Genomic DNA, 24,020 nt, shown 5'->3' on the forward strand with positions numbered 1-24,020 from the left:
ACAGCACTGATGGCGACACTCACGGACCGGCTCGACCACCTGCTCGGGCGCAAGACGGCCGACGCGCTGGCCGAGGCCTTCGACATCCACACCGTGCAGGACCTGCTGCGGCACTACCCGCACCGCTATGCAACCCAGGGTGCGGAGTTGGGTGAGGCGAAGCCGGAGGAGGGCTCGCACATCACCCTCGTCGCGACCGTGACCAGCGCGAAGGTCATCGCGATGAAGTCGCGTTCGGGCAAGTTCCTCAAAGTCGTGCTCTCGAGCGACAGGCAGGACATCGACGCAACCTTCTTCAACCCGCAGAAGGTCGCGCACGCGATCAAACCTGGTGTGCGGGCGATGTTCTCGGGCAACGTCAAGTACTTCCGGGAAAGGCTCGGACTGACCCACCCCAGCTACCTGATCCTGCCGTCCCGTGACGGGTCCGACGCGCCCGCGGTGGTACGCGGGGCCGGGTCACTCGCCGACATGGCCCGCAGTAGTCAGGACTCTGGTGCAGCCGTGGACATGTCGATCTTCGATCGGCCACTCATCCCCGTGTACCCGTCCACGCGCGAGGTGGAGAGCTGGACGCTCGCCCGCTGCGTGCGACAGGTGCTCGACCAGCTCGACGAGGTGGACGATCCACTGCCGCAATCGGTTCGGGACGACCACGGCCTGATCGGGCTGGACGAGGCGCTGAGGCTGGTGCACCTGCCGGAGACCAAGGACGAGGTGTCCCGCGCTCGCGATCGGCTTCGCTTCGACGAGGCGGCGTCGCTGCAGCTGGTCCTGGCTCAGCGCAAGCACGCCATCGAGGCCCGGGTCGGGCCGCAGTGCCCGCCGCGGACCGACGGTCTGGCCGCGGAGTTCGAGAAGCAGTTGCCGTTCACCCTCACCGACGGACAGCACGCCGTGGCGGAGGAGATCTCCGCGGACCTGGCCAGGCCGCACCCGATGAACCGGCTGCTGCAGGGTGAGGTCGGATCGGGCAAGACCGTCGTGGCGTTGCGTGCGATGCTCCAGGTGATCGACGGCAAGTACCAGTGCGCGCTGCTCGCGCCCACCGAGGTGCTGGCTGCCCAGCATGCCCGGTCGTTGCGGCAGATGCTCGGATCCCTCGGTACCGCGGGCGAACTCGGTGCCCACGAGCACGCGACGCGGGTCACCCTGCTGACCGGGTCGATGCCGGTCGCCGCCCGCCGGGCCGCGATGCTCGAGGTCGTCAACGGGAACGCCGGCATCGTGATCGGCACCCACGCCCTCATCCAGGACAAGGTCGAGTTCTTCAACCTCGGCATGGTGGTGGTCGACGAGCAGCACCGCTTCGGCGTCGAACAACGCGACGCGTTGCGGGGCCGAGCCAAGGAGGGGCTGAGCCCGCACCTGCTGGTGATGACCGCGACTCCGATCCCGCGGACCATCGCGATGACCGTGCTCGGCGACCTCGAGACCTCCACCCTGCGGGAGCTTCCGCGAGGCCGATCCCCGATCGTGAGCAACGTGGTGCCTGCCACGGAGAAGCCCGCCTGGGTGGACCGGGCCTGGCAACGGATCCTCGAGGAGGTTGCCGACGGGCGTCAGGCGTACGTCGTGTGCTCGCGGATCGGGGAGGGTGACGACCCCGACGCTGTGCCCGACAAGCCGGACGCGAAGCAGCAGCCGACGGTCGCGGCCCTGGCGCTCTTCGAGGAGTTGCGCCTCGGTCCGCTCGCGACCGTCCGCACCGGACTGTTGCACGGTCGACTGCCGTCCGACGAGAAGGACGCTGTGATGCGCGACTTCACGGCGGGCCGGATCGACGTGCTGGTGTGCACGACCGTGGTCGAGGTCGGCGTCGACGTGCCCAACGCGACGGTCATGGTGATCGTGGACGCGGACCGTTTCGGCGTCAGTCAGCTGCACCAGCTCCGCGGTCGTGTCGGTCGTGGCAAGCATCAGGGCCTGTGCATCCTGGTCACCGGCATGAGGTCCGGCTCGACGCCGTTCCAACGGTTGAGCGCGGTCGCGGGCACCAACGACGGCTTCGAGCTCGCTCAGCTGGACCTCGCGCAACGACGGGAGGGTGACGTGCTGGGGTCGGCGCAGTCCGGCAGCGTGACGACGCTGCGGCTGCTCTCCCTGCTCGACCACGAGGACGTGATCGAGTCCGCTCGCGAATTCGCCCAGCACGTGGTCGCCGCCGACCCCGACCTGACCGAACATCCCGGACTCGCGTCGATGGTGACCGCCGCGCTCGACGCCGACCGGATCGAGTACCTGGAGAAGTCCTGACCTGACCGACGATCTGTCCGTTGGGCCCTGGCCGCCGCGCGGCCGGGCCGGATCCGACCGTCTGATCGACCGCCGGAAAGCGCTGAAATCGCAGCTCACAAAGGGTGCCGTGGTGCAGTGAGGTGGCGCCCGGTAGCGTACTGCATCGTTACAGGTGGCCGAATGTGCGGGAATTTCCCGAATGCTGGAACGCCACACCGCGAGCGTCAGGAACGCAGGGGTAATTTTCAGCGATGTTCTCAAAAGTCTTGGTTGCCAATCGCGGGGAAATCGCGATCCGGGCATTCCGCGCCTCCTACGAGCTGGGTGCGGGCACCGTTGCGGTCTTTCCGTACGAGGACCGCAACTCGGTCCACCGTCTGAAGGCAGACGAGAGTTACCAGATCGGCGAGCAGGGTCATCCCGTGCGCGCCTACCTCTCGATCGCCGAGATCGTCGCGGCCGCGAAGAAGGCCGGCGCGGACGCCGTCTACCCCGGCTACGGCTTCCTCTCCGAGAATCCGGACCTCGCCGCGGCGTGCGCGGCGGAGGGCATCACCTTCGTCGGTCCGTCCGCGGAGATCCTGGAGCTCACGGGGAACAAGGCCCGCGCGATCGCCGCGGCCAAGGCCGCGGGACTGCCGGTGCTGGCGTCCTCCGAGCCCTCCGCCGACGTGGACGAGCTGCTGGCGGCGGCCGAGACCATGGAGTTCCCGATCTTCGTCAAGGCCGTCGCGGGCGGTGGCGGGCGCGGCATGCGTCGGGTGGCGGAGCGCTCGCAGCTGCGCGAGGCGATCGAGGCCGCCGCGCGCGAGGCCGAGTCGGCCTTCGGTGACCCCACCGTCTTCCTCGAGCAGGCCGTGATCGACCCACGCCACATCGAGGTGCAGATCCTCGCCGACGGCCAGGGCAACGTCATCCACCTGTTCGAGCGGGACTGCAGCGTGCAGCGCCGCCACCAGAAGGTGATCGAGCTCGCGCCCGCTCCGAACCTTCCCGAGGAGCTGCGGGCCCGGATCTGCGCGGACGCCGTCGCGTTCGCCAAGCAGATCAACTACTCCTGCGCCGGCACGGTCGAGTTCCTGCTCGACACCCGCGGCAACCACGTGTTCATCGAGATGAACCCGCGCATCCAGGTCGAACACACGGTCACCGAGGAGGTCACCGACGTCGACCTCGTGCAGGCGCAGCTCCGAATCGCATCGGGTGAGTCGCTGGAGGAGCTTGGCCTGAGCCAGGATTCGATCAAGCTTCGCGGGGCCGCCCTGCAGTTGCGCATCACCACCGAGGACCCGGCGAACGGCTTCCGCCCGGACACGGGACGGATCACCGCCTACCGCACTCCGGGCGGCGCGGGCGTACGACTCGACGGTGGAGCGAACCTGGGTGCCGAGGTCGGCGCCTACTTCGACTCCATGCTCGTCAAGCTCACCTGTCGCGGCCGGGACCTGCCCGCCGCCGTGGCGCGCGCTCGCCGCGCCGTCACCGAGTTCCGCATTCGCGGTGTCGCGACGAACATCCCGTTCCTGCAGGCCGTGCTCGACGATCCGGACTTCCGCGCGGGGAGGGTGACCACCTCGTTCATCGAGGAGCGTCCGCAGCTGCTCACGTCGCGGGCCTCCGCGGACCGTGGCACGAAGATCCTCAGCTACCTCGCCGACGTCACGGTGAACAAGCCGCACGGCGAGCGACCCACGACCGTCTACGCGCGGGACAAGCTGCCGCGGATCGACCTCACCACCCCGCCGCCCGCCGGGTCCAAGCAGCGCCTGGTGGAACTGGGCCCCGACGGATTCGCGGCCGCGCTGCGCGCGCAGGACGCGCTCGGCGTCACCGACACCACCTTCCGCGATGCGCACCAGTCACTGCTCGCGACCCGGGTGCGCACCGGCGGACTGCTCGACGTCGCGGGCCACGTCGCCCGCATGACCCCCGAGTTGCTCTCCATCGAGGCCTGGGGCGGGGCGACCTACGACGTGGCGCTCCGGTTCCTGCACGAGGATCCGTGGGAGCGCCTCGCCGCGCTGCGGGCCGCGGTGCCGAACATCTGCCTGCAGATGCTGCTGCGGGGCCGCAACACCGTCGGTTACACGCCGTACCCGGAGTCGGTCACGCGCGCGTTCGTGCACGAGGCGACCGCGACCGGTGTGGACATCTTCCGAATCTTCGACGCGCTCAACAACGTCGACCAGATGCGCCCCGCGATCGACGCGGTGCGCGAGACCGGGACCGCAGTTGCAGAGGTTGCCATGAGCTACACCGGCGACCTGTCGAATCCGAACGAGGACCTCTACACCCTCGACTACTACCTGAAGCTGGCGGAGCAGATCGTCGACGCGGGCGCCCACGTGCTCGCGATCAAGGACATGGCGGGACTGCTGCGGGCGCCCGCGGCCGCGACGCTGGTGACCGCGCTGCGCAAGAACTTCGACCTGCCCGTGCACGTGCACACCCACGACACCCCGGGCGGCCAGTTGGCCACCTACCTGGCCGCCTGGCACGCCGGCGCGGACGCCGTGGACGGCGCTAGCGCCGCGATGGCGGGGACCACCAGCCAGCCGTCGTTGTCGGCGATCGTCGCCGCCGCGGCGCACTCGCCGCGGGACACCGGACTGGACCTGCAGGCCGTGTGCGATCTCGAGCCCTACTGGGAGGCGCTGCGAAAGGTGTACGCGCCGTTCGAGTCCGGGCTGCCCGCCCCGACCGGCCGGGTCTACACCCACGAGATCCCCGGTGGCCAGCTGTCGAACCTGCGCCAGCAGGCCATCGCGCTCGGCCTCGGCGACCAGTTCGAGGAGGTCGAGGCCAAGTACGCCGCCGCCGACCGGATGCTCGGGCGCCTGGTGAAGGTCACGCCTTCCTCGAAGGTGGTCGGCGACCTGGCGCTGCACCTGGTCGGTGCCGGAGTCTCGACCGACGAGTTCGCCGCGGACCCGTCCCGCTTCGATCTCCCCGAATCCGTGATCGGCTTCCTGCGTGGTGAACTCGGTACCCCGCCCGGCGGCTGGCCCGAACCCTTCCGGAGCAAGGCGCTGGAAGGTCGCGGCGAGGCGAAGCCGGAGGTGACGTTGACGCCGGCCGACGAAGCCGGTCTCGCCGGCGGTTCGAAGGAGCGGCAGGCCACCCTCAACCGACTGCTGTTCCCTGGTCCCACAAAGGAATTCCTCGAGCATCGAGACACGTACGGCGACACCTCGAGGTTGTCGGCCAACCAGTTCTTCTACGGCCTGCGCCGTGGTGAGGAGCATCGGGTCGAGCTCGCGCCCGGCGTCGAACTGCTGATCGGGCTGGAGGCGATCTCCGAGGCGGACGAGCGCGGCATGCGCACCGTGATGTGCATTCTCAACGGCCAACTGCGGCCGGTGTCGGTGCGGGACCGTTCGATCTCCAGCGAGGTCCCGGTCGCGGAGAAGGCGGACCGAGGCAACCCGGGCCACGTGCCTGCCCCGTTCGCCGGTGTCGTGACGCTCGTCGTCGCGGAGGGCCAGAAGGTCAGCGCAGGGGACACGATCGCGACGATCGAGGCGATGAAGATGGAGGCCGCGATCACCGCGAGCCGCGGTGGCATCGTCACCCGGCTGGCAATCGCGCCGGTCCAGCAGGTCGAGGGTGGTGACCTACTGGGGGTGATCTCCGTCGTCGCAGCCGAGGAGGACGGCCCGCAGTGACCCGGATCGTCGCCGGCGCCGCGGGTGGGCGCCGGCTCCGGGTGCCCACCGCGGGCACCCGGCCCACCTCCGAGCGGGTGCGGGAGGCGTTGTTCAGCGCGTTGGACGCGCGCGTCGAACTCGACGGTGCGGCCGTGCTCGATCTCTACGCGGGATCGGGAGCCCTTGGGCTGGAGGCGCTTTCGCGCGGTGCCGAGCACGTCGTGCTGGTCGAGTCGAATGCCAAGGCGGCGGCGGTGGTGCGCGAGAACGTTGCCGCGGTCGGGCTGCAGGGCGCGCTCGTGCGGACCGCGCCGGTGGCCGCCGTCGTGGCCGGTGCGCCCGACCGCGAGTACGACATCGTCTTCCTCGATCCCCCGTACGCGCTGGGGGAGGACGAGCTCGGATCGGTGCTCGTCTCCCTCGCGGCGGGCGGTTGGATCGGGGAAGGCTCGATGGTGGTCGTCGAGCGGGCTGCACGGTCCGCGGACACTGTCTGGCCCGCCGGACTCGAGGTCGAGCGGGTCCGCAAGTACGGCGACACCCGCGTCGAGATCGCCTGTTACGGTCTGCAGTCATGAGCAGTGCGGTCTGCCCCGGTTCCTTCGATCCCGTCACCAACGGTCATCTCGACGTGATCGGCCGTGTCGCGGCACAATTCGACGAGGTCATCGTCACGGTGATGATCAACAAGAGCAAGCAGGGCATGTTCACCATCGACGAGCGCATCGCGATGATGCGGGAGGCCACCGCCGACCTGTCGAACGTGCGCGTCGACTCCTGGCACGGCCTGCTGGTCGACTACGCGAAGGCCAACGGCGCCACCGCGATCGTGAAGGGTCTGCGCGGCGCCAACGACTTCGACTACGAACTGCAGATGGCTCAGATGAACCACAAGCTGACCGGGGTCGACACGCTGTTCGTCGCGACCAACCCGCGGTACAGCTACCTGTCGAGTTCGTTGGTCAAGGAGGTCGCGACCTTCGGTGGCGACGTGGCCGACATGCTGCCCGCGAAGGTGCACGCGCAGTTGCTCGCCCGCATCGAGGAGCGACGCGCACAGTAGATCCTCGACACACCGGGCGTGGCGAGGCGTCCGCGGGCGCGTCGGCAGGCAGACTGGTGGGGCAAGCCGTCGACGACGAATGGGGTGTGGCGTGTACCGGGTATTCGAGGCGCTCGACGAGCTCGTCGCGATCGTGGAAGAGGCTCGCGGTGTGCCGATGACCGCCGGCTGCGTGGTACCGCGCGGCGACGTGCTCGAGCTGCTCGACGACGTCCGCGACGCAATCCCGGGTGAACTCGACGACGCGCAGGACGTGCTCGACCATCGTGACAAGCTCGTCGGCGACGCCCGTGCCCAGGCCGACCAGACGGTGTCGAGCGCCAATGCGGAGGCAGACGCGACGCTTTCCGGGTCACGCGCCGACGCGGACCGGATCCTCGCCGACGCCAAGGACAAGGCGGACCGCATGGTCGCGGAGGCCCAGGCGCACGCGGAGCAACTCGTCGCCGACGCGCAGGACGAGGCGGAGCGCACCGTGACGGACGCGCGCAATCAGTACGACGACGTCACCGCCCGGGCGGCCGCCGAGGCCGACCGCATGATCGAGTCCGGGCGCGCCGCGCAAGAGCGGTCGATCGCCGAGGGGCAGGCGGAGCAGGATCGCCTGGTCTCGCAGACGGAGGTCGTGCAGGCCGCGCACGCGGAGTCCTCGCGGGTCATCGACGCCGCGCACGCGGAGTCGGATCGGTTGCGCGGCGAGTGCGACCTCTACGTCGACAACAAGCTGGCGGAGTTCGAGGAGTTCCTCACCGGGACCATCCGGTCGGTGGGCCGCGGGCGTCAGCAGTTGCGGACCGGTTCGGGCGTGCCGACCTACGACGAACCGGAGGATCGACGCTCCGAGCGGCGTCGGTGACGGGCGCCACGAACGGCGTCAGAGTACTCGCGCGCGACGGGGCGTCACGACGTCCAGTGTGGCCATCGCAGCGGGCAGGTGCGCGCGACGTCGGCGGCGCACGGCCTTCTCCGCCTCGACGACGACCGGGACGATCAGCGACCACCCCAGGCAGGCGAGCCACTGGCGGCCGGTCAGCGAGGTCGTCATCAGCAGGTCCTGGAGGAAGCCGAGTTCCACCGCGAACACTGTGACGACGACGGGTACGGACAGGATCTTCAGTGCCCCGAGCACCGGTGCCGTCAGGCCCGACTCCGGATCGCGGCGCATGACGAGTCCGGCCAGGATCGACCCGAGCGAGAGCACCACGAATGCCATCGTCATCGGGACGTTCGCCTCGGTCGTGCTCATCTCGCCGGGGGCCAGGAGCATCGCAGCGAGCGTGACGGCGAACTGCAGGATTCCGTAGGCCAGCCATTGCACGAACGCCGGGCGGTTGGCGATGGGCAGTCCCGGGTCACGGGGAGGCTTGTTCATGAGGTTCGGCGGGGCCGGGTCGACCATGATGACCGCGACCGGGAACAGTGTGATGAAGAAGTGCTGGAACAAGACCATCAGCGGGGTCAGCGCGACCCCCTCGTTGATGTTGAAGATGCTCGCGACGAGGAACAGTAGAACCAGCGAGAACAGTTTGGCCATCTGGTATCGGATGTACGACACGATCTTCTCGTAGATGCTGCGGCCCAGCCGGATCGCGGTGATCAGCGTCCCGAAGTTGTCGTCGGTGAGCACCATCTTGCCCGCCTGCTTGGTGACCTCGCTGCCCGAGCCCATCGCCACGCCGATGTCGGCCTTCTTCAGCGCGGCGGCGTCGTTGACGGCGTCGCCGGTCATCGCCACCACCGCGCCGCTGCGCTGCATGATGTCGGCCAGACGCAGCTTGTCCTGTGGCGTGACGCGGCCGAACACGTGCAGATTCGGCAGCGCCGCCGCCAGCTCGTCGTCGGTCATGGCCTGGAGTTCCGCACCCCCGATCGCGCCCGGGCCGAGCCCCAGTTCGGCGCCGATCGCCGAGGCGGTGATCGCGTGGTCGCCGGTGATCATGCGGACGTCGATGCCGGCCGCGTGGGCGGTGCGCACCGAGTCGACGGCCTCCGGCCGGAGCGGGTCGATGATGCCGACCATCCCGATGAACGTCAGGTTCTCGACGAACGACATGGGGTCTGCCCGGACGCCGTCCTCCTGCCCGGCGACGTCGCGGGCCGCGAATGCGAGTACGCGAAGGCCCTTTTCGGACATGGCCCGGTTCGCCGCCGTCAACTCGTCGCGGACCTCGTCCAGCGGCACCGCGACCCGGCCCGGCCGGAACGCGTGGGTGCACCGGTCGAGGACGACGTCCGGACCGCCCTTGACCACCTCCAGGAATCGGGTGGCGCCGTCGAGCTCGAGGTGGTGGAAGGTCGCCATGAACTTGTACGCGGAGTCGAACGGCACCTCGGCGACCCGTGGATACTTCTGCCTGGTGAGCGGGGCATCGACGCCGATCTTCGCCGCCAGCACCACCAGTGCGGCCTCCGTCGGATCGCCGACCACCTCGCCGGTGTCCGATACGGTGGCGTCGCTGTCCAGGCACAGCCCGTAGGCGAGGATCGTGAAGTCGGGAACCTGCTCGCCGGCGGCCTGGCTGATCTTCCCCGATTTGCTGTAGCCCTCGCCGTCGACGGTGTACCAGCGGGTGTGGAAGTACAGCGACCGCACCGTCATCTGGTTCATGGTGAGGGTGCCGGTCTTGTCGGAGTTGATCGCGCTGGTCGCCCCGAGTGTCTCGACGTCGGTGAGGTTCTTCACGACCGCCTTCGCGTCGGCCAGCTGACGCGCCCCGTAGGCGAGCATCGCCTGCACGAAGGTGGGCAGGCCCGTCGGGATCGCCGAGACGCCCATCGAGATGCCCAGCAGCAGGAGGGTCGTGACGTCCTGTCCGCGGATCGCGCCGATGACCACGATGATCGCCACCGCGGCCCAGGCGATGATGCCGAGCACCTTGGTCAGCGAGTCCAGTTCGCGCTGCAACGGTGACTTGCTCGGCGCGACCGCCGAGAGCATCGACGCGATGAGCCCCATCTCGGTGTGCATGCCGGTCTCGGTGACGACCATGGTGGCGGTGCCGCGGGTGACCGAGGTGTTCTGGAAGACCATGTTGCTGCGGTCGCCGAGGGGCACGTCGGTGTCGGGCAGTGGCGCGGGATCCTTCCCGATCGGGGCACTCTCGCCGGTCAGCGCCGCCTCCTGGGTTTCGAGGGTCGCCGACCTGAGCAGTCGCCCGTCCGCGGGGACGATGTCGCCGGCCTCGAGTTCGACGATGTCGCCGGGCACGAGCGCGGTCGCGTCGAGTTCGACCAGTGTCCCGTCGCGGATCACCCGTGCCTGCGGTGTCTGCATCCGCGCCAACGCGTCCACGCTGGCGCGTGCCTTCAGTTCCTGTTGGGCGCCGAGGACCACGTTGAGGAGCACCAGTGCGGCGACGACGATCGCCGTCGGAATCTCAGCGATGACAAGACTGACGACGGCCACCGCCACCAGCATCAGGTTCATCGGGTCCCGGAGCTGCCGCAATGCGGTGGACAGGATCGAGGGCGAGGGTTCGGCGGCGATCTCGTTCACGCCGTAGCGGCGGGTGCGTACCTCAGCTTCCGCGCTCGTCAGGCCCGTCCGTGGGTTGGACGTGAGCGTCGCGACGACCGCCGCGGCGTCCTGTGAGTGCCACGACGCCACCGGGGGAGTGTCGACGACGGCCGGGTCTGCAGAAGGGTGCTCGGTGGCGGGCATGGCCGGGACTCCTTAGTACGGGCTGGGAATCCAGTGCAGTGGCTGGTGGGTGGGCCGGTAGCCGTGTGCGGACTGCCGGGGAGGCAGTTCGACGTCGTGGTGCTCCGGCGGTTCGTAGGGCACCTGGCCGAGCAGGTGGCTGATGACGTTGAGCCGGCCCCGCTTCTTGTCGTCCGTGTTGACGAGGAACCATGGCGCCCAACCTGTGTCGGTGAGTTTGAGCATGTCGTCGCGGGCCCGGGAGTAGTCGTACCAGCGGCTGTACGACTCGAGGTCGAGATCGGAGAGCTTCCAGATCTTGCGGGGGTCGTCGATGCGACTCTGCAGTCGAAGGGTCTGTTCCTCCTCGCTGATCTCGAGCCAGTACTTGAGCAGGATGACGCCGGATTCGACGATGGTGCGCTCGACCGCGGGGATGGCCTCGATGAACTGCAGTGCCTGGTCTTCGGTGCAGAAGCCCATCACGCGCTCCACACCGGCGCGGTTGTACCAGCTGCGATCGAAGATGATCACCTCGCCGGCCGCGGGCAGGTGCGGCACGTACCGCTGGATGTACATCTGCGACTTCTCGCGTTCGGTGGGTGCGGGAAGTGCGACGACTCGAAACACGCGGGGGCTGACGCGCTCGGTGATGGCCTTGATCACCCCACCCTTGCCCGCGGTGTCGCGGCCCTCGAACACGATGCAGATCTTGGCACCGGACGACTTGACCCATTCCTGCATCGCGACGAGTTCGGCCTGGAGCGGCGCGAGCAGGTGGCGATACTCCTTGTACTTCATCCGGCCCGCCGGCTGCTGCTCCGCGCCCGGTGCGAGGAGTTCGTCTCCGGAGGGGACCGGGGTGTGCCCGGACCGCCCGCCACGCGCTTTGTTGCCACTGTGCTTGTTGTTGCCGTGCTTCTTTCCCACGGAACACCCCTCGATCTCATCGGCACGGATGAATCGACCAGTGTCATCATCCTCGCGGTCGCGGGGCCGCGCAGCCGAACCGCACCGTCGCGGGGGGTCGGTTTCGCGTGCGACTGGACATCGCGTACCCTGGGGTGGTTGCCCATTCCGCTTGGTTACCTGACGAAAGAGTATTCGCGTGTCCTCCCACAGTTCCACCTCGCACCGTCCGAAGGTCGGTGGCTTCGTGCTGGACACCCGCAGTCTCGGCCGTCGGCCCGGATCGATGGCAACCGTCTCCCGCACCGTGCAGTCTCCGTCGCGCATCGGTCTCGACCTGATCTGGGTTCCCGAGGGCGCCGACGTCGACCTGGACCTGCGCCTGGAGTCCGTCTCCGAGGGCGTGCTGGTCACCGGCACCGTCCACGCGGCCACCAAGGGCGAGTGTTCGCGATGCCTCGAACCGTTCGAGGGTGAGTTCGATCTGTACCTCACCGAACTGTTCGCCTACCCGGACAGCGTCACCGAGGAGACCACCGAGGAGGACGAGGTCTACCGTGTCGAGGACGACCTGATCGACCTCGAGCCGGTGATCGTCGACGCCGCCGGACTTGAACTTCCGCTGCAGCCGTTGTGCAGCGAAGACTGCCAGGGACTGTGCCCCGAATGTGGGGTTCGCCTGGCGATTGCAGAATCAGGGCATGGACATGAGATACTGGATCCTCGTTGGGCTGCCCTCGCGGGGAAATTGGACGCCGGTCTCGACGTCGATACTGCAGCATCCCAGTCCAGCAAGAGTCGTGTGAACACCGAAGCCGAGGAGAAGTAGAAGTGGCTGTCCCCAAGCGCAGAATGTCGCGGTCCAACACCCGGTCGCGTCGCAGCCAGTGGAAGACCACTGCGCCCACCCTCATCACCTGCCCGAACCGTGGCTGCGGCGAGAAGACGCTGCCCCACATCGCGTGCCCGTCCTGCGGCACCTACAAGGGTCGTCAGGTCACCGCTGCGGTCTAGTCGCGCAGTGACGAGCAGTACGAGCAACACAGCTCCCGCCGGCGGCGAGGAGGGTACTCATGGTTCCCTCCTCGCCGCTCTTGGCGTTGTTCTGGACGAACCGCTCCTGACGTTGGCACTTACTCATCGCTCGTACGCATACGAGAACGGTGGGCTGCCGACCAACGAGCGACTGGAGTTCCTCGGTGACTCCGTCCTGGGCCTGACCATCACCGAGAAGCTTTACGTCACGCACCCGGACAAGTCCGAGGGTGAGCTCGCGAAGATCCGGGCCAGCATCGTCAACATGCACGCCCTCGCCGAGGTGGCGCGCGAGCTCGGCGAAGGCGGCCTCGGTGCCCATCTGCTCCTGGGCAAGGGCGAGGAGATGACCGGCGGGCGCGACAAGCCGAGCATCCTCGCGGACGGCATGGAGTCACTGCTCGGCGCGGTCCACCTGCAGCACGGCATCGACACCGCGCGAACCGTGGTGCTGACCCTGTTCGCCGGGCTGCTCGAGCGGGCCCCCAAACTCGGTGCGGGTCTCGACTGGAAGACCAGCCTGCAGGAGCTGACCGCCGAACGCGGCGACGGTGTGCCCTCGTACGAGATCAGTGCGACCGGCCCCGACCACGACAAGGAGTTCACCGCGACCGTGGTCGTCGCGGGGAACCCCCTGGGCGTCGGCGTCGGAAGGTCGAAGAAGGAAGCCGAGCAGAAGGCCGCCAGCACCGCCTGGAAGGCGCTCTCCGCAGGCGATTCCGCCGCGGCGGACTAGGGGAGCGCTGGTCGTGCCCGAACTACCCGAAGTCGAGGTGGTCCGGCGTGGGCTCGATGCACACGTCGTGGGTGCACGCATCGAGTCCGTCGAGGTGCTGCACCCGCGCGCGGTGCGTCGGCACCTGCCGGGCGGCGCCGATCTGGCCGCACAGCTCGCCGGGCTGTCCGTGACCGGTGCCCGCAGGCGCGGAAAGTACCTGTGGCTCGAACTCGCGCCCGGCGACCTGGCCGTTGTCGTGCACCTCGGGATGAGCGGCCAGATGCTGGTCCAGCCGCCGGAGGCGGTACGGGAGAAGCACCTGCGAATCCTCGCCGATCTCGACACGGGCACCCAGTTGCGCTTCGTGGACCAGCGAACCTTCGGGGGCTGGGCGCTCGCGCCGATCGTCGAGGTCGACGGGACGGCGTTGCCGGAGCCGGTCGCGCACATCGCCCGCGACCCGCTGGATCCCGCGTTCGATGCGGAGGTGGTCACCGGGGCGATCCGCGCGAAGCGCAGCGAGATCAAACGCGTGCTGCTCGACCAGACGGTGCTCTCCGGGGTAGGCAACATCTACGCGGACGAGGCGTTGTGGCGCAGTCGAATTCACGGCAACCGGCCCGCGGATCGGTTGACTCGCGCACAGGTGCGAGAGCTGATCGCGTCGGTGACGGACGTGATGGGGGAGGCGCTCGAGCAGGGCGGCACCTCCTTCGACGCGCTGTACGTCAACGTCAACGGGCAGTCAGGGTACTTCGACCGGTCGCTGGCCGCCTACGGCCGCGAGGACAGGCCCTGCCCACGTTGTGGGGCGCCGATCCGTCGGGAGAAGTTCATGAACCGGTCCTCGTACAGCTGCCCGCGGTGTCAGCCGAGGCCGAGAGTGGCGCAACGGCCTCGTTGACCTGCCGCCCACGGTCGGTCCCGGCGTACCCTAAATCCTGGGGGCGGTGAGATGAGGGTGGCGATCGGATGTCGTCCGCCGTTCGGGGCACTGTCGGGAATCTGCCGCTCGATCTGACCAGTTTCGTCGGCCGCCGCCGCGAGGTGGCCGAAGCGAAGCGGCTGTTGTCCGGCTCGCGGTTGGTGACGCTGAGCGGGATCGGTGGCGTCGGCAAGACCCGGCTCGCATTACGAGTGGCCGAGGATTCCCGCCGTGCGTTCGAGGACGGGGCATGGCTCGTCGAACTCGGTGAATTGCACGACCCGGAACTGTTGGCGGAGACCGTGGTGTCCGCCCTCGGGCTACGCGAGCAGTCCGCCCACCCGCCGCGAGCGCTCCTCGAGGACTATCTCGTCAGCCGGCACCTGCTGCTGGTGCTCGACAACTGCGAGCACCTGATCGGGGCGGTCGCGGCGCTGACGGAAGGGCTGTTGAAGGCCTGCCCGAAGTTGACGATTCTGGCGACCAGCCGGGAGCCGCTGGGCATCGGCGGTGAGGCCACGCTGCGGGTGCCACCACTGGGGGTGCCGGATCCGGACAGGCCGTCTTCGTTGGAGGCGTTACCGCGATACGACGCGGTCAGTCTGTTCGCCGAACGGGCGGGCGCCGTGGTGCCCGGGTTCGGCCTCACCGCGGACAATCAGGTCGCCGTGACCCGGATATGTCAGCGGCTCGACGGCCTGCCATTGCCGATCGAACTTGCGGCGGCACGGTTGCGGGCGATGTCCGTGCAGCAGATTCTGCAGCGGCTCACCGATCGATTGCGGCTGTTGACCAGGGGCAGCCGGGGTGCGCCCGAGCGGCAGCAGACACTGCGGCTGTCCATCGACTGGAGCTACGAACTGTGCACCGAGGAGGAGCGGCAGCTGTGGTCCCGTCTGACGGTGTTCGCCGGCAGCTTCGAGTTGGATGCCGCGGAGGGCATCTGCGCCGGGGACCTGGCGCCGGACGATCTACTGGACGTGGTGATGTCGCTGGTCGACAAGTCGATCCTGATTCGCGAAGAGTCCGGGGCCGTGGTGCGGTACCGACTCCTGGAGACCCTCCGCGACTACGGTCGCGAGAAACTGCGGGAGACCGGCGATTACACCGTTCGGCGGCGGCGGCATCGGGACTGGTACGAGCAACTGGCGCTGCGTGCGGAGGCCGAGTGGATCGGCGCGCGGCAACTGGAGTGGATCGCCCGCCTCGATCGGGAGCAGTCGAACCTGCGCGACGCATTGACGTTCTGCCTCACAGAGCCCGGTGAGGGGGACAGTGGGGTGCGGATCGCCGACGCGCTGTACCCGTTCTGGCTCTCCCGTGGTCAGTTGAGCGAGGGCAGGCACTGGTTGGATCGGGTGCTCGCCTGCTCGGGCGGGCAACCGAATCCGAAGCGAGTCGCGGCATTGTGCGACGACACGGTGCTGGCGGTGATGCAGGGCGACCTCCGGGCGGGAACGGCACAGACATACGAGGCGCGGGCCCTCGCCGAGCAGCTCGGCAGCGACGTGACGAGGGCGCTCGTCGACTCCGCCAGCGGATACCTGGACATCTTCTCGGGTGACCTGCCTCGTGCGGTGTTGTCCCTCGAAGCGGCGCTCGAGGTGTTCCGCGCCGAGAACGACCCGCTGCGGCGGGTGTCGAGTCTGCTCGGCGTCGCCCTTGCCTCCGGGCTGCGCGGGGACACTCGACGGGCGATCGCCTGCCACGAGGAGGTCCTCGAGCTCACCGAGTCTCGCGGTGAGTCGATGTTCCGGGCCTACTCGCTGTGCATGCTCGGCCTGGCGGTGTGGCAGGAAGGCGACCCGGTCCGGGGGACGCGGTTGCTCGAGGAAGGGCTGCGGCTGACGCGGTTGATGGACGATCCGCTCACTGCCGCGACGAGTCTCGAGGCCCTGGCCTGGATCGCGGCCGAGCGGCACGAGTCCGAGCGTGCCGCGGTGCTGATGGGTGCGTCGGAGTCGGTAGGGCAGGCGTCGGGCATCAAGGCGGTCATCATTCCCGGGCTGCTCAGCTACCAGAAGCGGCGACGGAAGCAGGCCCGCGCCGCACTCGGGGCGCCGCGCTACGAGGCTGCGCTTCAGGAAGGCCGCGAACTCTCCGTCGACGATGCTGTGGCCTATGCCCTCGGCGAGCACCGGCTGCCGGCGGCGACCCCCTCGACGATCCGGCCCAGCCGCAATCTGGCCGCGCCCGGCGTCCACCTGACGAAACGAGAACAGCAGGTTTCCGAACTCGTCGCCGAGGGGCTCACCAACAAGGCGATCGCCGCGAGGCTGGTGATCTCGCAGCGCACCGCTCAGGGGCACGTCGAGCACGTCCTGGCCAAGCTCGGGTTCACCTCCCGCGCCCAGATCGCCGCCTGGGTGGTCGAGCGGAACCAGGATCGGGGGACCTGACCGCGCGGGGGGAAGCGGGTGCCGCCGACGTGCGGGTGTAAAGAACGCGTCAACGCGCCAGGTCACCGTGTCAGTGACCCGTAAGGAACGTCGAAAAGGGCGATTTCGGGGAGCACTCTGCACTGTGGCCCGCACACCGGGCCCGGTTCGCCGATGGCCGGCGACCGTGCACAGTCGAAGAGGAAGCGTCATGGCTGATCTGGCCTACGTTCTGCTGATCATCGGGTCTTTCGGTGCCTGCGCGCTGGTGCTGCGCGCACTGCAGAGCAACTCCGGTCGTTCCGCGGTCACCGCTCGCGGGAGGGGCGACCGGTGACGGCGGCAGGCCTGCTGAGCGTCGCCCTCGTCGCGCTCGCGGCCGCGCTCGTGATCTACCTGCTGGTCGCGCTCGTCGATCCCGAAAGGTTCTAGCCAAGTGAATCCCGCTCTTGCCGCGGGACTGCAGACAGCACTGGTCATCGCGGTGCTGGCCATTCTGTACGTTCCCGTCGGCGACTACATGGCGAAGGTGTACACCACCGACTCCGACCTGCGGTCCGGCGACCTGCGCGTCGAGTCGACGCTGTATCGCCTGTGCCGCATCGATCCTCGCGTCGAGCAGACGTGGTACGGCTACGCCGGTTCGCTGCTCGGGTTCTCCGCGGCCGGCGTGCTGTTCCTGTACTTCCTGCAACGGATCCAGGGGGTGCTGCCGCTCAGCGGGGGACTGTCCGGGGTCAGCCCGGCCGTCGCGTTCAACACCGCGGCCTCGTTCGTGGCGAACACGAACTGGCAGTCGTACGCACCCGAGACGACGATGAGCAACCTCACCCAGCCGCTGGGGCTCGCCGTGCAGAACTTCGTCTCCGCCGCCGTCGGCATGGCCGTCGCGGTCGCGTTGATCCGCGGATTCGTCCGGGTCTCGCGCGGAGGTGAGATCGGCAACTTCTGGGTCGACCTGACCCGCGGCAGCCTGCGAATCCTGCTGCCGATCTCGTTCGTCATCGCGCTGATCCTGTTGAGCCAGGGCGTGATCCAGTCGTTCCACACCGGATTCGGATCCACCGGGCTGGACGGGAACGCGGCCACCAATGCCCTGGCGCCGGTCGCCTCACAGGAGGCCATCAAGGAACTGGGAACCAACGGCGGCGGCATCCTCGCGGCGAACTCCGCGCACCCCTTCGAGAATCCGACCCCACTGACCAACGTCGTGGAGATCATCGCGATCCTGCTCATCCCGGTGGCGCTGACCCGCACCTTCGGCACCATGGTCGGGGACCCCCACGACCGAGCGAGCGAGGTGTCTGGGCACCGCCAAGGCCTGACCCTGCTCTCGGTGATGGGTCTGCTGTGGGGCGGGCTGCTCGCCGTCACTCTGGCCGCGGAGTCGGGCCACCGTGGCGTCGCCGCCACCGCGGCCGGCGGCATGATGGAGGGCAAGGAGGTCCGGTTCGGCATTCCCGGCAGCGCCCTGTTCGCCGTCAGCACGACGGGTACCTCCACCGGCGCGGTCAATTCGGCACACGACAGCATGTCGCCGCTCGGCGGCGGCGCGGTGCTGCTGAACATGCTGCTCGGCGAGATCGCTCCCGGCGGGGTGGGAACCGGGCTCTACTCGATCCTGATCTTCGCCCTGATCGCGGTGTTCGTCGGCGGCCTCCTGGTCGGCCGCACCCCCGAGTACCTCGGCAAGAAGCTCGGCAAGCGCGAGATCACCCTGGCCGCACTGTCGGTCCTGGTCATGCCGGCGCTGGTCCTGATCGGCACGGGAATCACCGTGATCCTCTCGTCGACCACCGGCTTCCAGGGCAACAGCGGTGATCCGGGTACACCCGGATCGATTCACGGATTCAGCGAGGTGCTCTACGCGTTCGCGTCGGCCTCGAACAACAACGGCAGCGCGTTCGGCGGCCTCACCGTCACCAGCGACTGGTTCCAGTCCTCACTCGGCGTGTGCATGCTGCTGGGACGGTTCCTGCCGATCATCTTCGTGCTGGCCCTCGCCGGAGCGCTTGCCTCGCAACGCAAGACGGCTCCGACGGCCGGCACCCTGCCCACCGCCGGGCCGATGTTCGCCGGGCTGCTCACCGGCACCGTCGTCCTGGTGGCGGCGCTGACCTTCTTCCCGGCCCTCGCGCTGGGCCCGATTGCGGAGGCTTTGCAATGAGTGTGCAGACAAAAGTCGAGGAGCTGCCCGAGGTTCTCGGGGCGTCCCCGGCGGACCCGCACGGATCGACGCCGGTCCGGGCCGGAATCTTCAGTCCTCGCCAGATGCTCACTGCGCTGCCGGGGGCCGTCCGCAAGCTCGACCCCCGGCATCTCGCCCGCAACCCGGTGATGTTCATCGTGTTCGTCGGATCCGTGGTGACGACGCTGATGGCCTTCGTCGACCCGTCCGTGTTCTCGTGGGTGGTGGCTGCCTGGCTGTGGTTCACGGTGCTGTTCGCCAACCTCGCCGAGTCGGTGGCCGAGGGCCGTGGCAAGGCACAGGCCGCGAGCCTGCGAAAGGTCAAGCAGGACACCACGGCCCATCGACTCCTCGCCGGCGGCGCCACCGAGGCCGTGCCCGGGACCGAATTGAGGGTCGGCGACCGTGTGGTGGTGACGACCGGCGAGGTGATTCCCGGCGACGGGGACGTGGTCGAGGGCATCGCCACCGTGGACGAGTCCGCCATCACCGGAGAGTCCGCGCCGGTGGTCCGCGAGTCCGGCGGCGACCGTTGTGCGGTCACCGGCGGCACCATCGTGCTCTCGGACCGGATCGTCGTGCAGATCACCGCCGCGCCGGGGCATTCGTTCGTCGACCGGATGATCGCGCTGGTCGAGGGCGCGGCACGGCAGAAGACGCCCAACGAGATCGCGCTGAACATCCTGCTCGCCTCGCTCACCGTCGTCTTCGTGCTCGCCGTGGTGGCGATCGGGCCGATGGGGCTGTACGCCGGGCACGAGCAGGATCCGGTGAAGCTGATCGCCCTGTTGGTGTGCCTGATTCCGACGACGATCGGTGCCCTCCTCTCCGCGATCGGTATCGCGGGCATGGACCGGCTGGTGCAGCGCAACGTCCTGGCAATGTCCGGACGCGCGGTCGAGGCGGCCGGCGACATCGACACCCTGCTGATGGACAAGACGGGCACCATCACGTTCGGCAACCGGCGTGCGACCGCACTGCACCCGGCGCCGGGCGTCGGGGCCGCCGAACTCGCGGCGGCCGCGCGGCTGTCCAGCCTGGCCGACGGCACCCCCGAGGGCCGCAGCATCGTCGAGCTGTGTGCCGTCGAGTTCGGACTGTCCCCGGACCCCATGGACGGCGAACTCGAGGCAGAGTTCGTGCCGTTCACCGCGCAGACCCGGATGAGCGGGCTCGATCAGTCGGGCGCGGCGATCCGGAAGGGTGCGGGTGACGCGGTCCTCGGCTGGGTCGCGTCCCTCGGCGGCACCGCCGAGCCGGCGGTGACCGACACCGTCAACGAGATCGCGCTCGGCGGCGGCACACCCCTGGTGGTCGCGCAGTCCCGGGACGGCGAGACCCGAGTCCTCGGCGTGGTCCAACTCTCGGACGTGGTCAAGCCGGGCATCGCCTTGCGATTCGCTGAACTGCGGGCCATGGGTATCAGGACCGTGATGGTCACCGGAGACAACCCGCTCACGGCCAAGGCGATCGCCGCCGAGGCCGGGGTGGACGACTTCATGGCCGAGGCCACCCCGGAGGACAAGCTGGCGTTGATCCGCAAGGAGCAGGCCGGCGGTCGACTGGTCGCGATGACCGGCGACGGCACCAACGACGCCCCCGCGCTCGCCCAGGCGGACGTGGGCGTCGCGATGAACACCGGGACCTCCGCGGCCAAGGAGGCCGGCAACATGGTGGATCTCGACTCGGACCCGACCAAGCTCATCGAGGTGGTCGAGATCGGCAAACAGTTGCTGATCACCCGAGGCGCGCTGACCACCTTCTCCCTGGCCAACGACCTGGCGAAGTACTTCGCGATCCTGCCGGCGCTGTTCAGCGGGATCTACCCGCAGCTCGACGCGCTGAACATCATGCACCTGGCCACGCCGCAGTCGGCGATCGTCTCGGCGGTGGTGTTCAACGCGCTGGTCATCGTTGCGCTGATCCCGTTGGCGCTCAAGGGTGTCCGGTACCGGCCCTCGACCGCGTCGCAGTTGCTGGGCCGAAACCTGTTGATCTACGGCCTCGGAGGAGTGATCACCCCGTTCGTCGGGATCTGGCTGATCGACCTCGTGGTCCGTCTCGTTCCTGGAATTGGGTGAGCTCGAATGCGATTCACTATCGGTTTGATGCGGCAGGTCTGGGCGGGACTGCTCGTCCTGCTGGCGCTCACGGTGATCCTCGGTGTGCTGTATCCGGCCGCGGTGTGGGGTATCGGCCGGATCAGTGCGGGTTCCGCAGAGGGCTCGCCGGTCCGCGACGCGAACGGTTGCGTCGTGGGGAGCCGGTGGGTCGGCGTGGACCCGCAGGTGCCCGCCGGAGCGCCGGACCCGTTCTTCCACAACAGGGTCACCGGCTCGGTGTCCGAGGGGAACGCCTTCGCCCCCGGCGATCCGGCCACGGCCCTGCCGACCAACCTCGGCCCGAGTAGCGAGCTCCTGGCCGGTTTCGTCCAACAGCGCCGCGAGACGATCGCCGCCCGCGAGGGGGTGCCTGCTTCCGAGGTTCCGCTGGATGCGGTCACCGGGTCCGGCTCGGGAATCGACCCGCACATCAGCCCCGCGTACGCACAGTTGCAGGTGCGCCGGGTCGCGGAGGTCACGGGTCTCGGCGAGGGACGGGTGCGTGAGTTGGTCGACGAGCACACGGAGGGGCGTCAGCTGGGGATTCTCGGCGCGGAGCGCGTCAACGTGCAGGAGCTCAACCTCGCACTCGGCCTGACCGCGCCTTCGTGCGGCACCCCGTCGACTGGTGGATGATGGCCAGGTGAGCGGTACCGACATCCCCGACGAGCGCAGGCGCGGAGAACTTCGGATCTACCTGGGCGCGGCGCCGGGTGTCGGCAAGACGTTCGCGATGCTCGGTGAGGCACACCGGCGTCGCGAACGGGGGACCGACGTGGTCGCGGCCGTGGTGGAGACCCACGGCCGCGCCCGCACCGCGGCCCAACTCGGGGACCTCGAGGTGATTCCGCCGAAGCTCGTGGAGTACCGCGGCACCACGATGGGTGAGCTGGACGTTGACGCGGTGCTGCGGCGCAGGCCGTCGCTCGTGCTCGTCGACGAGCTCGCCCACACCAACACCCCGGGCAGTCGCAACCAGAAGCGTTGGCAGGACGTGGAAGAACTCCTCGTTGCCGGCGTCGACGTGCTGACAACTCTGAACGTGCAGCATCTCGAGAGCCTCGGTGACGTGGTCCACCAGATCACCGGTGTCGTCCAGCAGGAGACTGTTCCGGACGCCGTCGTGCGCGCCGCCACTCAGGTCGAACTCGTCGACATCACCCCGGAAGCGCTGCGGCGCAGGCTCTCCCACGGCAACATCTACGCCGCGGAGAAGGTGGACGCCGCGCTGAGCAACTACTTCCGTCGCGGGAACCTCACCGCACTGCGGGAGATCGCGCTGCTGTGGGTGGCAGACCAGGTCGACGCCGCGCTCGCGAAGTACCGGGCCGAGAACGCGATCACCGACACCTGGGAGGCGCGCGAACGGGTCGTCGTGGCCGTGACCGGCGGACCGGAGTCGGAGACGCTGGTGCGCCGCGCCAGCCGGATCGCGTCGAAGGCCAGTGCCGAACTGATGGTCGTGCACGTGGTGCGCGGCGACGGCCTGGCCGGGGTGTCCGCGCCCGAGATGGGCAAGGTCCGTGCGCTGTGCTCGAGCATCGGCGCGAGCCTGCACAGCGTCGTCGGCGACGACGTCCCCGCGACACTGCTCGATTTCGCGCGGTCGGCGAATGCGACCCAGCTGGTGCTGGGCACCTCGCGGCGATCGCGCTGGGCGCGGATCTTCGACGAGGGGATCGGTGCGAGCGTGGTGCAGCGCTCCGGCAGCATCGACGTCCACATGGTGACCCACGGCGAGACGAACACCCGGCGCCGGCTGTCCCCGCCCGGATCGCGATCGCGCAAGGTCCTGGCCTGGGTGGCGGCGGTGCTGGTGCCGGCCGTGGCATCCTCGGTGATGGGTTTGACCGACCACCACTTCGGCGTCGGCGGCGAGAGTGCGCTGTTCTTCATCGTGGTGCTGTTGGTCGCGCTGCTCGGCGGTGTCGGCCCGGCGGCGTTGTCCGCCTTGATGTCCGGACTGCTGCTGAACTACTTCTTCACCCCGCCGCTGCACAGTTTCACGATCGCCGAGCCCGACAACTTCATCACCACGGTGGTGTTGCTGGTGATCGCGGTGGCCGTCGCCGTCCTGGTGGACGCGGCGGCGAAGCGGGCCAGGGAGTCGCGCCTGGCCTCGCAGGAGGCCGAGCTGCTGGCACTGTTCGCCGGCTCGGTGCTGCGCGGCGCCGACCTGCCCGCGCTGCTCGAGAAGGTCCGCGAGACCTACGGTCAGCAGTCCGTCAGCGTGATCCACCGGGGTGTCGGGGTCGTGAGCTCGGTGGGCGACGCGCCGCCCGCGTCGGTCGAGGAGGCCGACACCGCCTGCGAGGTGGGCGAGGGCGAGTACGCGCTGGCGCTGCGGGGCAGCGAACTGCGGGCCAGGGACCGTCGGGTGCTGGCGGCCGTCGCGAACCAGGCGGTGGGGCTGATCCGGCAGGCCCAGCTCGCCGAGGAGGCCAGCGCCGCGCAGGCCCTGGCGGAGGCCGACCGGCTCCGCCGCTCGCTGCTCTCGGCGGTGAGTCACGACCTGCGTACGCCGCTCGCCGCGGTCAAGGCCGCGGTGTCGAGCCTGCGCAGCGACGACGTGGAGTTCTCCCCGGAGGACACCGCGGAACTGCTTGCGACGGTGGAGGAGTCGACGGACCAGCTGACCAACCTGGTCGGCAACCTCCTCGACTCCTCGCGTCTCGCGGCGGGCGTGGTGCGGCCCTCCCTGCGCCCCGTGTACCTCGAGGAGGTGGTGCACCGCGCACTGGTCGGGGTGGGTGTCGGCGCCCCGGTTCTCGGCCGGGCGGGACGTGAGCGCGTGCAGGTCGACGTCGGCGGGCACGCGGTCGCGGCGGACAGCGGGCTGCTCGAGCGGGTGATCGCGAATCTCGTGGACAACGCGTTGAGGTACGCGCCGGACTCCCCGGTCCGCATCGCGGCAGCGGAGGTGGGGGACCGGGTGCTGATCACGGTGGCGGACACCGGCCCCGGGGTGGCGCGGGGCGCGGAGGACCAGATCTTCGACTCCTTCCAGCGTCTGGGCGACCGCGACAACTCGACGGGTGTCGGACTGGGGTTGTCGGTCGTGCGGGGGTTCGTGGAGGCGATGGGTGGAACGGTCAGTGCCACCGACACTCCCGGCGGCGGACTGACGATGGTGGTGGACTTGGCTGGAATCGGGAAGGTGACGGCATGACCGAGGTG

Annotated in this window: 18 protein-coding genes; 16 read left to right on the forward strand and 2 right to left on the reverse strand. The window is 69.0% G+C overall.

Annotation, left to right across the window (positions count from 1 at the left end; genetic code table 11):
- The first annotated feature begins 9 nt into the window (after nt 1-9).
- From recG to ACFVH2_RS05350, 5 genes are all read left to right on the forward strand, one after another.
- Nucleotides 10-2,256 (forward strand): ATP-dependent DNA helicase RecG, encoded by a 2,247-nt coding sequence (recG, locus tag ACFVH2_RS05330; RefSeq protein WP_378422986.1) that lies wholly within the window; start codon nt 10-12, stop codon nt 2,254-2,256.
- 233 nt (nt 2,257-2,489) lie between these two features.
- The gene (locus tag ACFVH2_RS05335; RefSeq protein WP_378422988.1) at nt 2,490-5,903 is read left to right on the forward strand and encodes a pyruvate carboxylase; all 3,414 of its coding nucleotides are present in this window, start codon (nt 2,490-2,492) and stop codon (nt 5,901-5,903) included.
- Entirely contained in the window at nt 5,900-6,463 is a 564-nt protein-coding gene (rsmD, locus tag ACFVH2_RS05340) for a 16S rRNA (guanine(966)-N(2))-methyltransferase RsmD (protein WP_378422990.1), read from the forward strand. Before ACFVH2_RS05335 ends, rsmD begins: the two co-directional genes overlap by 4 nt.
- Entirely contained in the window at nt 6,460-6,948 is a 489-nt protein-coding gene (gene coaD / locus ACFVH2_RS05345) for a pantetheine-phosphate adenylyltransferase (RefSeq protein WP_378422992.1), read from the forward strand. The genes rsmD and coaD overlap by 4 nt, the downstream gene beginning before the upstream one ends.
- A gap of 91 nt (nt 6,949-7,039) precedes the next feature.
- Complete coding sequence (locus ACFVH2_RS05350; protein ID WP_378422994.1) at nt 7,040-7,804, forward strand: DivIVA domain-containing protein; 765 nt, start codon at nt 7,040-7,042, stop codon at nt 7,802-7,804.
- Nucleotides 7,805-7,822: 18 nt separating this feature from the next.
- Here the strand turns inward: ACFVH2_RS05350 and ACFVH2_RS05355 are convergent, their stop codons facing one another.
- Nucleotides 7,823-10,609: a cation-translocating P-type ATPase gene (locus tag ACFVH2_RS05355; RefSeq protein WP_378422996.1), complete on the reverse strand. Its 2,787-nt coding sequence runs from the start codon at nt 10,607-10,609 to the stop codon at nt 7,823-7,825.
- A gap of 12 nt (nt 10,610-10,621) precedes the next feature.
- Nucleotides 10,622-11,518 (reverse strand): polyphosphate kinase 2, encoded by an 897-nt coding sequence (ppk2, locus tag ACFVH2_RS05360; RefSeq protein WP_378422998.1) that lies wholly within the window; start codon nt 11,516-11,518, stop codon nt 10,622-10,624.
- A gap of 226 nt (nt 11,519-11,744) precedes the next feature.
- Here ppk2 and ACFVH2_RS05365 point away from each other — a divergent pair, with 226 nt between their 5' ends.
- The 11 genes from ACFVH2_RS05365 (at nt 11,745) to ACFVH2_RS05415 (ending at nt 24,012) form a co-directional block, all read left to right on the forward strand.
- Nucleotides 11,745-12,326 carry a YceD family protein gene (locus ACFVH2_RS05365; RefSeq protein ID WP_378423190.1) on the forward strand — a complete coding sequence of 194 codons (582 nt, stop codon included), beginning with the start codon at nt 11,745-11,747 and terminating at the stop codon, nt 12,324-12,326.
- Nucleotides 12,327-12,328: 2 nt separating this feature from the next.
- Entirely contained in the window at nt 12,329-12,511 is a 183-nt protein-coding gene (gene rpmF, locus ACFVH2_RS05370) for a 50S ribosomal protein L32 (RefSeq protein WP_137799096.1), read from the forward strand.
- Nucleotides 12,512-12,518: 7 nt separating this feature from the next.
- Nucleotides 12,519-13,268, forward strand: a complete 750-nt coding sequence (gene rnc, locus ACFVH2_RS05375) for a ribonuclease III (protein ID WP_378423000.1) — start codon at nt 12,519-12,521, stop codon at nt 13,266-13,268.
- A 13-nt stretch (nt 13,269-13,281) separates the two neighbouring features.
- A complete protein-coding gene (gene mutM, locus ACFVH2_RS05380; protein ID WP_378423002.1) occupies nt 13,282-14,154 on the forward strand; it encodes a bifunctional DNA-formamidopyrimidine glycosylase/DNA-(apurinic or apyrimidinic site) lyase in 873 nt (290 codons plus the stop codon).
- A gap of 68 nt (nt 14,155-14,222) precedes the next feature.
- Entirely contained in the window at nt 14,223-16,574 is a 2,352-nt protein-coding gene (locus ACFVH2_RS05385) for an ATP-binding protein (RefSeq protein ID WP_378423004.1), read from the forward strand.
- A 190-nt stretch (nt 16,575-16,764) separates the two neighbouring features.
- Nucleotides 16,765-16,890 carry a hypothetical protein gene (locus ACFVH2_RS05390; RefSeq protein WP_378423006.1) on the forward strand — a complete coding sequence of 42 codons (126 nt, stop codon included), beginning with the start codon at nt 16,765-16,767 and terminating at the stop codon, nt 16,888-16,890.
- A complete protein-coding gene (kdpF, locus tag ACFVH2_RS05395; RefSeq protein WP_378423007.1) occupies nt 16,887-16,985 on the forward strand; it encodes a K(+)-transporting ATPase subunit F in 99 nt (32 codons plus the stop codon). The genes ACFVH2_RS05390 and kdpF overlap by 4 nt, the downstream gene beginning before the upstream one ends.
- A 4-nt stretch (nt 16,986-16,989) precedes the next feature.
- Nucleotides 16,990-18,720 carry a potassium-transporting ATPase subunit KdpA gene (gene kdpA, locus ACFVH2_RS05400; RefSeq protein WP_378423009.1) on the forward strand — a complete coding sequence of 577 codons (1,731 nt, stop codon included), beginning with the start codon at nt 16,990-16,992 and terminating at the stop codon, nt 18,718-18,720.
- On the forward strand, nt 18,717-20,822 hold the full coding sequence (gene kdpB, locus ACFVH2_RS05405) for a potassium-transporting ATPase subunit KdpB (protein WP_378423011.1): 2,106 nt from the start codon (nt 18,717-18,719) through the stop codon (nt 20,820-20,822). The genes kdpA and kdpB overlap by 4 nt, the downstream gene beginning before the upstream one ends.
- 6 nt (nt 20,823-20,828) lie before the next feature.
- On the forward strand, nt 20,829-21,479 hold the full coding sequence (locus ACFVH2_RS05410) for a potassium-transporting ATPase subunit C (protein ID WP_378423013.1): 651 nt from the start codon (nt 20,829-20,831) through the stop codon (nt 21,477-21,479).
- Between the two features lie 7 nt (nt 21,480-21,486).
- Nucleotides 21,487-24,012: a DUF4118 domain-containing protein gene (locus ACFVH2_RS05415; RefSeq protein WP_378423015.1), complete on the forward strand. Its 2,526-nt coding sequence runs from the start codon at nt 21,487-21,489 to the stop codon at nt 24,010-24,012.
- The last annotated feature ends 8 nt before the right edge of the window (nt 24,013-24,020 follow it).

The sequence above is a fragment of the Rhodococcus sp. NPDC127527 genome, assembly GCF_042672245.1.
In the GTDB taxonomy this organism is placed as follows: Bacteria; Actinomycetota; Actinomycetes; order Mycobacteriales; family Mycobacteriaceae; genus Rhodococcus_G.

What these genes read in the sequence shown, in the direction of transcription:
- ACFVH2_RS05355 (WP_378422996.1), bottom strand. Translation starts at nt 10,609, where the DNA reads ATGCCCGCCACCGAGCACCCTTCTGCAGACCCGGCCGTCGTCGACACT.
- ACFVH2_RS05385 (WP_378423004.1), top strand. Translation starts at nt 14,223, where the DNA reads ATGTCGTCCGCCGTTCGGGGCACTGTCGGGAATCTGCCGCTCGATCTG.
- coaD (WP_378422992.1), top strand. Translation starts at nt 6,460, where the DNA reads ATGAGCAGTGCGGTCTGCCCCGGTTCCTTCGATCCCGTCACCAACGGT.
- ACFVH2_RS05335 (WP_378422988.1), top strand. Translation starts at nt 2,490, where the DNA reads ATGTTCTCAAAAGTCTTGGTTGCCAATCGCGGGGAAATCGCGATCCGG.
- ACFVH2_RS05410 (WP_378423013.1), top strand. Translation starts at nt 20,829, where the DNA reads ATGCGATTCACTATCGGTTTGATGCGGCAGGTCTGGGCGGGACTGCTC.
- ACFVH2_RS05390 (WP_378423006.1), top strand. Translation starts at nt 16,765, where the DNA reads ATGGCTGATCTGGCCTACGTTCTGCTGATCATCGGGTCTTTCGGTGCC.
- kdpB (WP_378423011.1), top strand. Translation starts at nt 18,717, where the DNA reads ATGAGTGTGCAGACAAAAGTCGAGGAGCTGCCCGAGGTTCTCGGGGCG.
- recG (WP_378422986.1), top strand. Translation starts at nt 10, where the DNA reads ATGGCGACACTCACGGACCGGCTCGACCACCTGCTCGGGCGCAAGACG.